Genomic DNA, 12,604 nt, shown 5'->3' on the forward strand with positions numbered 1-12,604 from the left:
AATAACTGCTGGTATGCTTTCGATGATAACGGAGCAATGCGTACCGGCTGGATCGCTTCGAATGAACATTGGTACTTCATGGGTGAATCCGGTGTCATGCAGGCAGATGCTTGGGTAGAGGATAACGGTGCCCGCTATTATATTAAAGGTACCGGTGTTATGGCGAAGGATTATGTCAAAGACGGTTATGAGTTGACTGAAGATGGCAAAGCCATTCCATTAGCTGAATCTAAATCGGTAGTATTAACAGATCCAGAAGCAATAGAAGGTGAAGTCATTGAAGGTAACCTTTATGTCGATGTGACAACAGCGAAAGCATTAGAGCTGAAAGGTGTAACTGTAAAAGGCAAATTAGTTGTTATTGGTGATAATCAAACAGCCGGGAAATTAACGATTACTGATTCAAAGATTGAAGCAATCAGTACACAGACAAGAAATACAGAAGTCGTATTAAGCGGCGAAACAGAAGTTAAGACAATTGTATTGGAAGAGACAGCAGCGGTAACACCTGATAAGAGCTTCAAGGGTGAAGTAGAGAAGATTGAAGTCCAGTCAACAACCAAAGGTGAAATCGTGATTGAAGTACCAGCACAGGAAGTAAGTACACGGACATATGCGAGTGTTGATATTCAAGCACCGGTAGAAAGTCTTGAAGTAAAGACTGATACACAAATCAAGGTAAATGCCGACGTTAAGAATGTGGTAGTAACAGAAAGTGCAAAAGATACGAAGGTAGAAGTATCAAAAGGCAGTACGGTAGGCACAATTACAGCAGATGCTCCGGTAAAAATTGAAGGAAGCGGAACAATTGAAAAAGTAGAAGCGAATGTTGACGGCGTAGAAGCTGGTAAGGATACAGTGATTAAAGATGTAGAAACAGGCAAGGATGTTGAGCAAGCACCAGAGGTAAATAAACCATCAACTGGTGGTTCTGGTGGTAGTACAGGACCTACTTATATTACTAAAACAGTAAATAATGAAAATGAATTACTTGCTGCATTAGATAATACTAGTGTTGATAAAATTATTGTTGCTGGTAATATTACCTTAACTAAAGATACAAGCTTAACGATTCCAGAAAATAGAAATGTGGAAATAACTATCAATGATGGCTTTACCTTGACGATTCAAGCTAAAGCCAGTGAAAAAGGCGCAAATTATAGTGGCTTAATTATAAATGGCACTTTGAAATTAACGGGTAACGGTACATTGAAAAACGACACATCTTATTGTACAGTTTTTGTCAATGAAGGCGGTAATTTTACAGTGGATGGAGCAACTATTCTTTCACATCATTCATATCATAATGAATCTATTAAAATACGCGGTAAAATGACATTAAACTCAGGTGTGATTGGTGATGCAACAGGTAATATAGAAAACAGTAGCATAGCTGTTAATGGCATTACTGTTGGTCAAGATGGTAAATTTGTAATGAATGGTGGTACAGTTAATGCTAGCTGGTTTGGTATCGCAACAAATGGTACTGAATCAGGACAAACTATCACAATTAACGGTGGTGAAATAAATACTGTGGGCAAAGAAACAAATATTTTCTATTTACCAAAAGCCAATACAGTAACCATAACTGGCGGTACTTTTAACGGAAATGATGGCGGTATGGAAATGCGTCAAGGAAATTTGGTTATTACTGGTGGTACATTTACTACAAAAAACTCTTCTGATAACTCAGCTGCAGATTGGGGTAGTGGTCAATCAGGTTCATTCTGGTCAACATTTGCCTTTGGCAAACCAAATAATGCTGCATATAGCGGTGATTTAACTGTTAATATCAGCGGTGCTACCATTAAATCAAATGCAGATGCAATTCTATTAGATACTAGATATTCTTCTCCAAATGCAAATAATATTCAAATAACTATATCTAAAAATACTATCTCTGGTAATGTAAAAATTGTTGTAGATGAGAGTATAGACACATGGACGGTTGACTCAGATGGAGCCTATAGCTACACATACCCATCACAAACTACTAATGAGATTGAAATCAATAATACCGATGATCAAAATCAATCAGATAACAATAATTCAGAAGATAATCAAATAGTTAATAATGATAATCTAGACAATAACACTGAGGATAATCAAGTAGAAGCATAATACCATATTAAAGAGTCTGACAATGAGACTAACGAGAAACTGAACTAACTGTAAAATTCAAATGGTAATGTAAACTAGGGTGTGGCAACAAAAATAAACACACAAAAGAAGAGGAAAGAATGAAAAAAATCTTTCCTCTTTTCAATGCCCCGGATAAATTCGGGAGGATGAAAAGCCTTGGCTAAATAAAGATAGGCGAAACTTTTCTCATTCCCAGAAATATCTAGTGTCAATTTCTAAGCCAACGCGCAGAATATTTTTAGCGTTATTAAACATATAGAATTTAAGTTCAAAAGCATAGTGTAATAAAAGTGTGATTCAGACACACATATTTATATATAAAAGTGTGAGCGGTAACTTTGTGGAAAGATTGCTGATGGATAAATTAATGCACTTAAGCAGTATAAAGGATAAGAAAGCCGAATTATGCGGAATTAATATCTGCACTGATTCGGCTTTTATTTTAGCTTATAAACTTACTTTTTTGATTATAAAAGATAAAAACACAGAGATATATGATCGTTAATAATAATCACATTATAGTGTAGTGTCTTAAAAAGTATACCTTTTGAGACACTATATTTCTCTTTCATTATAGGCATTTTTGAGTCGTTTGTAAAGGCTCGCAGGCTTTTTTATGCACTTTCACAGTTGTTTTTTGTCTCTCCTTCAGTGTGGTATAAAGTATACCTTTTAAGACATTCTTTCAATACCTGGGGAGGTGATTAAAATGAAATCAAACAAAACAAAGTCAGCGATGACTGCTTTAGTCATAGCTGCAATGCTCTGTTCAGCGGCAATGCCAATCAGAGCGGCTGAGGCTCAATGGGTCAATAACAACGGCACATGGTCTTATGTTAAGGAAGATGGCAGTATAGCCAAGGGTTGGATCAAAGACAATAACTGCTGGTATGCTTTCGATGATAACGGAGCAATGCGTACTGGCTGGATCGCTTCCAATGAGCATTGGTATTTCATGGGTGAATCCGGTGTTATGCAGGCAGATGCTTGGGTAGAGGATAACGGTGCCCGCTATTATATTAAAGGTACCGGTGTTATGGCGAAGGATTATGTCAAAGACGGTTATGAGTTGACTGAAGATGGCAAAGCCATTCCATTAGCTGAATCAAAATCAGTAGTATTAACAGATCCAGAAGCATTAGAGGGTGAAGTTATTGAAGGTAACCTCTATGTTGATGTGACAACAGCCAAAGCATTAGAATTAAAAGGTATAACTGTAAAAGGTAAATTAGTTGTCATTGGTGACAACCAAACAGCCGGTAAGTTAACGATCACTGATTCAAAGATTGAAGCAATCAGTACGCAGACAAGAAATACAGAAGTCGTATTAAGCGGCGAAACAGAAGTTAAGACGATCGTATTGGAAGAAACAGCTGCGGTAACACCGGATAAGAACTTCAAAGGGGAAGTAGAGAAGATTGAAGTCCAGTCAACAACAAAGGGAGAAGTAGTTATCGAAGTTCCTGCACAGGAAGTAAGTACACGGACATATGCAAGTGTTGATATCCAAGCACCGGTGGAAAGCCTAGAAGTAAAGACAGACACTCAAATCAAGGTAAATGCCGATGTTAAGAATGTAGTAGTAACAGAAAGTGCAAAAGATACAGCCATTGAAGTATCAAAAGGCAGTACAGTAGGCACATTGACAGCCGACGCACCAGTAAGTATTGATGGTAAAGGAACTGTCAACAAGGTAGAAGCGAATGTTGATGGCGTAGAAGCTGGCAAGGATACAGTTATCAAGGACGTAGAAACAGGCAAGGATGTTGAGAAAGCACCAGAAGTAAATAAACCATCAACAGGTGGATCTTCAAGTGGAGGAAGCGGTTCTGTAACACCAAGCTACACTACACACACAGTAACAGATGATGGCTCTTTGAAAACAGCAATTATGGATTCAAAGGATAATGATCATATTGTTCTTCAAAATGATATTACATTAACATTGACAAAAACTGGTGTTGACAGTGTTGAACTTGGGTTTTATGATCAATTGCTTTCTGATACAAGTAAGAAAGAGATCATCATCGATTTAAATGGTAAAACTTTAACACTTTCAAGTGTTCATTATATAAATAATAAAGGTAAAACTGTCTCAACTAAATTTTCATATATAAACAAGAGTATTGTCTTTAAGAATGGTAATATAACAAGTAAAAATAAAATAGATGGTTCAGATTCTGTGTTTATTGTAGGTAAGGATGGAAGTATTACATTAGATAATGTAAAGATGGATACAAATGCTTCCGCATTATCACCTCAAGGTAATGCTTCAAAAGTAATAGTAAAAAATCATTCTGAAATTAACGCTGGAACTTATGCAGTTGGAACAAATGCGGGCTCTGAAGATAATTATAATTTTGAAATTTTGATTGAAGATAGTATTTTAAAAACAACAGGAAATAATGAAACAGACACAGAAGATGCTAAAGATAACGATGATGCGACAGTATTAATAAATGTTCCAGGTAGCTTAATAATTAAAAATTCAGAATTATATGGAAATCGTCAAACATTAGTAGTTAGAGCTGGCAATGCAACAGTTACTAATACAAAAATTCATTATACTGATGCATTTGGTAAAGATAAGGATTACTTAACTGGTAATTGGGGAGGTGGCAATGAATTGCCTTGCGCTCCAATTGTAGTTGGGGATAGATTTGGTTCAGATACGTATAAGTCTGATTCTGTTTTAACTCTTGATTATGTAACAATTACTGGTGAACATACTCAGAAATTATCGGCAGATACAGAGAACATTCAATTAGTTCAAATTTATGTATATGGTAGAAATGGACATAGTGCGATTCTTAATGTTAATGATGGCTGTGATTTTGTTGCTTCTAAGGTTTTAGTTGGACCTGAGCACACAGATATCACCGGATTAACAGATTATAGCAAGATAGATACTAATAGTAAAATCATATCAGAACATGAAGAAGAGACAAATGATTCAACTAATGGTTCTCTTCCTGAAGATGTAGATAATATAGAGAATACTGATGAATCAAATACAGAAGATAATACTGTGAATGATTCAACAACTTCAAATAACGAAGAGGAGAAAGAAGAAGAAGTTCCGACTGCTCCAGCAACTGAATAATCAATAAATTCAAACAATCACAGGCTAACCCCCTGTGATTTGTTTACATAAAAAAGTGCTGAACAATCAAGTTTCAGCACTTTTCTACATATATATAAAAAGAGAGGGAATGGGGCATCATTCAAATCTGGTTCGATTCAGCCCCATAAACTTTTAATGTGATCCATTCACAATTATTGATGCAATCTTGCCAATTACAGGTACTTCATAAGCGATATAATTGTAGGCTTTAATCATCGCAATTACTTTAAAGACAAAAAATACTAAAGCAATAATGCCGGTAATTAAGCCAAATACTAATAAAATAATTCCAAAAACACTTCCGGTTAACAATGACATAATCCCTGAAAAGCTAACAAACCAACCAGTTACCATGGCAGTACCGCCAATAATAGCTGTAATCATTGAAATAATAAATGAAAGAACACCGGGAATAAATACCAGCATGACAGCCTGAACACAATGGAATTTAACCAAATCGCTGTCTTTCTCAACAAAGAAAACAACAAGTGGAATAATCCAAGCTAAAGCTGAGGCATGAAAGGCAAAGCCAACCAGCATCGGTATTAAATAAACAAATAAAGCTACAAGATTTGCATCCAGATTAGCTATTGATGATTTATGTGGTTCATAATACATAAACGAATCCTCCTTATAAGATATTCTTATTATAATTTATTCTCATGAAATTACAATCATTATGACAGCATTGTAATACTGGAATGAAATAGCAAAATATATAAAAAGTTTTAGCAGACGTATTGACAGAGTGCTAGAATTGAGTATAATATGAGTTAGCACAAAGATAGTGAGAGTGCCAAAAAGGAGGAATACTTAATGATTAAACCATTACATGATTATGTTCTGTTGGAAAAAGTAGAGGCTGAAAAGAAAACAGCAAGCGGTATCGTTTTGACTGAAGCTTCAAAAGAAAAACCTTCCTATGCGATTGTTAAAGCTGTTGGCGAGGGAAAGCTGGTGGATGGACAATTAGTAAAACCGACTGTGGCTGTTAATGATAAAGTAGTTTATAAAAAGTATTCAGGTACTGAAGTTAAAGTAGATGATGTTGAATATATCTTGGTTCCTGAAAGTGATATCTTAGGAATCATGGAATAATAAGAAAGCGAGGAAAATGATATGAGTAAGGAAGTACGTTTTTCTAAAGATGCAAGAGAGGCAATGCTGCAGGGTGTAGATATCCTTGCCGATTCAGTAAAAGTAACATTGGGTCCTAAAGGCCGTAATGTAGTTTTGGATAAGGGTTATGGCTCACCATTGATTACTAATGATGGTGTAAGTATCGCAAAAGAAATTGAATGTGCTGATAAATTTGCTAATATGGGTGCTAAATTAGTTTATGAGGTAGCAGCTAAGACAAATGATACAGCTGGTGACGGTACTACAACAGCTACCCTTTTAGCTCAGTCAATGATTCATAAAGGATTAAAGATGGTTGAAAAGGGAGCTAACCCTGTATTGATGCGTGAAGGTATCGATAAAGCCAGCAAAGAAGCAGCTAAGATTTTATTAAGCAAGGCACACAAAGTAGAAACTAACAATGATATCGCATCAGTTGCTTCAATTTCTGCAGGCAGCACTGAAATCGGCGGCTTTATTGCTGAAGCAATGGAAAAGGTTGGCAAAGACGGTGTAATCACTGTAGATGAATCTAAAGGCTTTGATACTGAATTAGAAGTTGTTGAAGGTATGCAGTTTGATAAAGGCTATGTTTCACCTTACATGGTAAGCAATCGCGAAACAATGTCAATCGAAATCGACAATGCCTTAATTATGGTTACTGATCAAAAGATTTCCACAATTCAGGAAATTCTGCCGGTACTTGAAAAAGTAGTACAATCAGGCAAACCATTATTGATGATTGCTGAAGATTATGATAACGATGTAGTATCAACATTAATTGTTAATAAACTGCGCGGTACATTCAATGTTGTAGCGGTTAAAGCACCTGGCTTTGGTGACAATCAGAAAGAAATGCTGCAGGATATCGCAATCTTAACGGGCGCTAAATTCTATGCTAAAGATCTGAATATGGATCTGAAAGAAATGGATATTACTGATTTAGGTTCTGCGGGTAAGATCTTAGTAAATAAAGATACGACGACAATTATCAACGGCGCTGGTGATAAGGCTGCTGTTGAAGCTAGAACTGACGAAATCCACAATCAGATGGATAATGCAGAAAGCGAATTTGATAAGAAGAAATTTGCTGAACGTTTAGCTAAGCTGGCTGGCGGTGTTGCTGTAATTAAAGTTGGTGCCGCTACAGAAAGTGAATTAAAAGAAAAGAAACTGCGCATCGAGGATGCATTAAATGCTACCAAGGCAGCGGTTGCTGAAGGTACGGTTATCGGCGGCGGCGCAGTATTAGTGGAAGTATACAATGAATTAAAAGATGTATTGAAATCAGAGGTTACTGATGTACAGAGAGGCTTCAGCGTAGTTCTTGATTCATTATTAATTCCGGTTTATCAGATTGCTGAGAATGCTGGTTATAATGGTGATGATATTGTCGCAATGCAGAAAGCTGCTAAACCTAATGTTGGTTTCGATGCAAAACTTGGTCAATGGGTGGATATGTTCTCAGCAGGTATCATTGATCCGGCTAAAGTTACAAAGAGCGCTTTATTGAATGCCGCAAGCATTGCTGCATTATTCCTGACAACGGAAGCAGCTGTGGCTGAATTACCGGAAAAGAAGGAACCAATCGCTCCGCCAATGGATTATTAATCTAAAGAGGGAAATTCCCTCTTTTTCTTGTTTTACAGATGACAGGGCTTACATTTTTAAAGATGTTAAATGATCATTGAAAAAGCTTAAATTTATTGATAAAAAGGCAGATTTTACAATTGAACTGTCAGTCATATTTCGATATAATAGTAAGGTATTTGTTCATCATATAAGCTTCTGATAAGGGGAAGCGTTTCTACCTGGCACCGTAAATGCCGGACTATGGTGAAAGCATCTTTTTGCTTTCATTGTGGTCAATGAAAGCTTTTTTATATGCCGAACAAAACAGAAAGAGGGATTGAACAATGTTAGAAAAGTTATTTAAACTTAAGGAAAAGCATACATCGGTTAAGACAGAAATTATTGCCGGTGTTACTACTTTTCTTACCATGGCGTACATTCTTGGGGTAAACCCGAATATGCTGTCAGCAACAGGTATGGATTTCAATTCAGTATTCCTTGCTACGGCTATTTCTTCTGGTATTGCTAGTATTTTAATGGGACTATTGGCAAATTATCCAGTTTCACTGGCTCCTGGTATGGGCGTTAATGCATTATTTACATATACTGTCTGCTTCCAGTATGGTTATACATGGCAGGAAGCATTAGCCGTTGTATTATTATCTGGTGTAATTTTCTTTATTATATCTGTAACCGGCTTAAGAAAAATGGTTGTCAATGCGATTCCAAAGCATTTAAAAGCTGCGATTGGTGCCGGTATCGGTTTCTTTATCGCTTTCATCGGCTTGAAGAATGCGGGTATCGTAGTTGCGAATGCCTCTACCTATGTAGGCCTTGGACCTTTCACTGATCCAACGGTAGCTCTGTGTCTTTTCGGCATCGTCGTTACTGTTGTATTGCTGATTCGTAAGGTAAACGCGGCTGTATTCTATGGTTTGATTATCACAGCAGTGGTTGGTGTTGTTTTGGGAATGTTGGGTGTATCCGGCATGCCTGCTATGCCAAGCGGTGTCGTTGACAGCATACCTGCAATGCCTACCTTCATGGCATTTACTGAAGGCTTCAGCACTTTATTCTCACATACTGATTTGATTTTAGTATTATTCTCTTTCCTATTTGTCGATTTCTTCGATACAGCCGGCACTTTAGTTGCCATCGCAAGCCGTATTGATCTGATCGATGAAAAAGGTGAATTGATCAATGCTGAACAAGCATTTGTGGCAGACTCTGTCGGTACTTGTGTCGGCGCTGTATTAGGTACTTCAACAGTTACATCTTTTGTTGAATCAACTTCAGGTGTTGCTGCCGGCGGCCGTACAGGTCTTACAGCTGTGGTGACAGGTGTGCTCTTCTTATTAGCAGTATTCTTTACACCATTGCTGAGCGTATTTAATTCTGTACCAGTAATGATTGGTGAAACACAGTATTTCCTTTCACCGGTTACCTCACCTGCATTAATCATTGTCGGTGTGCTGATGGTTCAGCAGCTGAGAGAAATCGATTGGACGGATCTGGCTCTGGCTGCGCCTTGCTTCATTACTGTAATCATGATGGTATGCGCGTCAAGTATTTCTGATGGTATTGCTTTAGGCTTTATTACTTATGGCATTGCTCAGATTGCAACTGGTAAGGTTAAAGAAGTCCATATTTCAATGTGGGTATTGATTTTAATCTTTATTGCTCGTTTTATCTTTATTTAATAAAATTAAATTAATATTTACAAAGCTGGCGGCTGCCGGCTTTTTTCTTTTTGTTTTATAGGAAATTTCATTTTCAAGTATCAAAGGTTAAATATCTCATTATGAAGAGGTATCAAAAAAATGATAAAAACGGATGAAATTATCGTGTGAATATGGTATACTATAAGTAACAAAAAACAATCTATTTAATCATTAAATTTCATATAAGCATCACCTAGTTTCCTTTGTATCTATCGAATCTCAGTGGATGCTTTTTTGTTCAAGGGGAGGGGAACATCAATGAAGTGTTTATCTTATTCAAATCGCTTCTATTATAAAGAGTTATCAGAAGAAGATGCGAATTGTATTAAGAAGGATTTGATCCTGTATAACTCAATGCTTCATACCGCTTATAAGAAACTCTATTTAACTTGTTTTCATGGTTTCAAAGAAACTGTCTCTTTAGAAAAACAGTTAAAAGCAAGATATGGTACGAATGATTACTTTCCTTTATCTGCAATACATGAAGCCAGAGCCCTGCTTAAAAGTAATATCGAAATCAATCAGCGATTGAAGAAAGAATGTACTAAACGGATTGAAAGAATCAAAGAGAAGGTCCGTAAGGAAAACAAAACTTTACAGAACTGGCAGAAAAAGAAAGAGCAGCTGATTCAAAAAAGCAAGGAACATGAAACTAGTGAAGCAGACTATTTGTATGAGGTACAGATCGTTAATCCGAATATCAAACAGCTAAAACATAGAATCGGGTTGCTGACCTTTAAATTAAACCGGGAAACGGATAAACTGAATCATTTGAACTTAGGTGTGAGAGCCGCTTGCTTTGGTTCAAGGAAGAAGCTGCATAAAAATCTTGAAGCTTATCGGTATGAGCGAAGAAAACGAATGCTGATAACGGGAAGACGGCAGGGAAAATACAGTAACAATCTCTTCAAATATCATCTTGAATCAGGGATCATGGTTTATCGAAGCACAGAGAAAGAAGTTCATTTACCGATCCAGTTTTATCATCATGCAGAGAAATTAGAAAGAGCAGTCAGATTACCGCATAATACCGCTGGTAAAGCTGTAGCTTATGAACTCTATGATCATGGTGAGTATTTCATCATCAAAGCAATCATTGAGGTGGAACCCAAAATGATCATGACCAAAAAGGAAGAAGGCAGTATCGGTATCGACATCAATGTTAACCATATCGCGGTTGCCCACATCGATCGGCAAGGCAATCTGTGCAGACAGCAGATTCTGCCGATGAAGCTAAAGGGAAAGACAAGGAATCAGCGAAAGCATGAGATTGCGGAAACAGCAAGTAAGATCATTCATGAATGTGTACATACCAATAAACCATTAGTGATGGAAGCCTTGGACTTTAGTGATAAAAAACAAAAGCAGCGTTATCAGCCAAAAGGACTGAATCGAATGCTGAGTGAGTTTGCTTATTCACAGATCAGTGAAGCCATCGAGCGAAAAGCAGCTTATGAAGGAATAGAAGTAATCAAAGTCGATCCAGCTTACACGTCACTGATAGGTAAATTGAAGTATGTACGGGATAAGGGAATGAGTGTGCATCAGGCAGCGAGTTATGTGATCGCAAGAAAAGGGATCGGATATAAAGAGAAGATCTTGAGAGAATATCGAGTATTCGTAAAAGAAAAGCAAACACAAACAGAGAAGTGGGCAGCGATTGGTAAGAATATAGGAAAAGCGAGTATTAAAGAATGTCAGCTAACCGCCATATTAGCATTATTCAGATAACATAAAAATCAGTTCAATGAATCAAGTTGAATAGACCCAAACTAGAAGAAAAGGCTGTTTACTTGATGGAAATCATTGAACTGATAAAAAGAGTTCCTGTAAGGATTTGCTCGGGTGCGACTCCAATACCGGTAGGTAGAAAGAGAGAGACATTGAAATACAGGAAGGAACAGCGTTGCGAGAAAGGCAGCTGGGTGTCATCTTTAATGGCATGATTTCCTGAAGGATTGAAGGAAATCATTTTCTTGTTGTGTTTCATTTGCCAAAAGTTGCCTGTCAGCCTATAATTAGATTAAGTTAACAATACACTATGAAAGTACATAGTAATATAGATGGAGGTAATTTATGGAATCAATTTTATGGGCAGCCGGCGGAACTGGCTTTACCTTTCTTATGACAACCTTGGGTGCTGCTATTGTATTCTTGTTTAAAAAGCAGAATACCGGCAACACGCAGAAAATATTTTTAGGTTTTGCGGCTGGGGTAATGATTGCCGCTTCGGTTTGGAGTCTTTTGATTCCGGCGATTGAAGAAGCTGAATCATTAGGTCAGATTGGCTGGGTTCCGGCAGCGGGCGGTTTTATTTTAGGGGTTGGTTTTTTACTTTTATTGGATACACTGCTTCCGCATCTGCACCCTGGTTCTGATGAACCGGAAGGTTTGAAGAGTTCAATGAAAAGAACTACGATGCTGATCTTTGCTGTTACATTGCACAATATTCCAGAGGGTATGGCTGTAGGACTCTCTTTCGCGCTAGCGGCTCAGCATGGCGGTGATCCGGCATTGTACGCGGCTGCTATGGCATTGGCAATCGGTATTGGCATACAGAATTTTCCTGAGGGAGCCGCTGTTTCACTGCCATTGCGACAGGAGGGATTGAGCCGGACAAAAGCCTTTATCTGCGGCAGTCTGTCTGGCTTGGTAGAACCGGTATTTGGTATTTTGACGGTATTAATCGCTGGTGTGATCGCGCCTTATATGCCATGGCTGTTATCATTTGCGGCTGGTGCGATGATTTATGTAGTTGTAGAGGAATTGATCCCAGAGGCACATTTAGGCGAACATTCCAATCTGGGTACGATGGGAGTTATGGCTGGGTTTCTGATTATGATGATTCTCGATGTCGCATTGGGATAAAAAACGGTAATAAAGTTACAATAAATAATTATTTGAATCTAAGTAAAGCACAGGCAGC

7 protein-coding genes, 1 pseudogene and 1 riboswitch are annotated in these 12,604 nt (G+C 37.5%); of the genes and pseudogenes, 7 read left to right on the forward strand and 1 reads right to left on the reverse strand.

What is annotated here, in order from left to right:
- Nucleotides 1-2,121 (forward strand): annotated as a pseudogene (locus tag DWZ33_RS12240) (hypothetical protein); the annotation flags it as partial.
- Between the two features lie 730 nt (nucleotides 2,122-2,851).
- Entirely contained in the window at nucleotides 2,852-5,245 is a 2,394-nt protein-coding gene (locus DWZ33_RS12245) for an N-acetylmuramoyl-L-alanine amidase family protein (protein WP_118455011.1), read from the forward strand.
- Between the two features lie 153 nt (nucleotides 5,246-5,398).
- Here DWZ33_RS12245 and DWZ33_RS12250 read toward each other — a convergent pair whose 3' ends face one another.
- A complete protein-coding gene (locus DWZ33_RS12250; RefSeq protein ID WP_022936474.1) occupies nucleotides 5,399-5,884 on the reverse strand; it encodes a hypothetical protein in 486 nt (161 codons plus the stop codon).
- A 198-nt stretch (nucleotides 5,885-6,082) separates the two neighbouring features.
- Here DWZ33_RS12250 and DWZ33_RS12255 point away from each other — a divergent pair, with 198 nt between their 5' ends.
- The 5 genes from DWZ33_RS12255 (at nucleotide 6,083) to DWZ33_RS12275 (ending at nucleotide 12,546) form a co-directional block, all read left to right on the forward strand.
- The gene (locus DWZ33_RS12255; RefSeq protein WP_022936475.1) at nucleotides 6,083-6,364 is read left to right on the forward strand and encodes a co-chaperone GroES; all 282 of its coding nucleotides are present in this window, start codon (nucleotides 6,083-6,085) and stop codon (nucleotides 6,362-6,364) included.
- A gap of 21 nt (nucleotides 6,365-6,385) precedes the next feature.
- Entirely contained in the window at nucleotides 6,386-7,996 is a 1,611-nt protein-coding gene (gene groL, locus DWZ33_RS12260; protein ID WP_118455012.1) for a chaperonin GroEL, read from the forward strand.
- A gap of 145 nt (nucleotides 7,997-8,141) precedes the next feature.
- A riboswitch (purine riboswitch) is annotated at nucleotides 8,142-8,239 on the forward strand.
- A 62-nt stretch (nucleotides 8,240-8,301) separates the two neighbouring features.
- Nucleotides 8,302-9,657, forward strand: coding sequence for an NCS2 family permease (locus tag DWZ33_RS12265; protein ID WP_118455013.1), 1,356 nt, complete (start codon nucleotides 8,302-8,304; stop codon nucleotides 9,655-9,657).
- A gap of 279 nt (nucleotides 9,658-9,936) precedes the next feature.
- Complete coding sequence (locus DWZ33_RS12270) at nucleotides 9,937-11,409, forward strand: IS200/IS605 family accessory protein TnpB-related protein (protein WP_118455014.1); 1,473 nt, start codon at nucleotides 9,937-9,939, stop codon at nucleotides 11,407-11,409.
- A gap of 345 nt (nucleotides 11,410-11,754) precedes the next feature.
- The gene (locus DWZ33_RS12275) at nucleotides 11,755-12,546 is read left to right on the forward strand and encodes a ZIP family metal transporter (RefSeq protein ID WP_022936480.1); all 792 of its coding nucleotides are present in this window, start codon (nucleotides 11,755-11,757) and stop codon (nucleotides 12,544-12,546) included.
- Nucleotides 12,547-12,604 lie beyond the last annotated feature (58 nt).

It is taken from the genome of Dielma fastidiosa (assembly GCF_003475485.1).
Taxonomy (GTDB): domain Bacteria; phylum Bacillota_I; class Bacilli_A; order Erysipelotrichales; family Erysipelotrichaceae; genus Dielma; species Dielma fastidiosa.

Excerpts from the sequence above, each read along its gene's own strand:
- DWZ33_RS12245 (WP_118455011.1), top strand. The coding sequence starts at position 2,852 with ATGAAATCAAACAAAACAAAGTCAGCGATGACTGCTTTAGTCATAGCT.
- DWZ33_RS12250 (WP_022936474.1), bottom strand. The coding sequence starts at position 5,884 with ATGTATTATGAACCACATAAATCATCAATAGCTAATCTGGATGCAAAT.
- DWZ33_RS12255 (WP_022936475.1), top strand. The coding sequence starts at position 6,083 with ATGATTAAACCATTACATGATTATGTTCTGTTGGAAAAAGTAGAGGCT.
- groL (WP_118455012.1), top strand. The coding sequence starts at position 6,386 with ATGAGTAAGGAAGTACGTTTTTCTAAAGATGCAAGAGAGGCAATGCTG.
- DWZ33_RS12265 (WP_118455013.1), top strand. The coding sequence starts at position 8,302 with ATGTTAGAAAAGTTATTTAAACTTAAGGAAAAGCATACATCGGTTAAG.
- DWZ33_RS12270 (WP_118455014.1), top strand. The coding sequence starts at position 9,937 with ATGAAGTGTTTATCTTATTCAAATCGCTTCTATTATAAAGAGTTATCA.
- DWZ33_RS12275 (WP_022936480.1), top strand. The coding sequence starts at position 11,755 with ATGGAATCAATTTTATGGGCAGCCGGCGGAACTGGCTTTACCTTTCTT.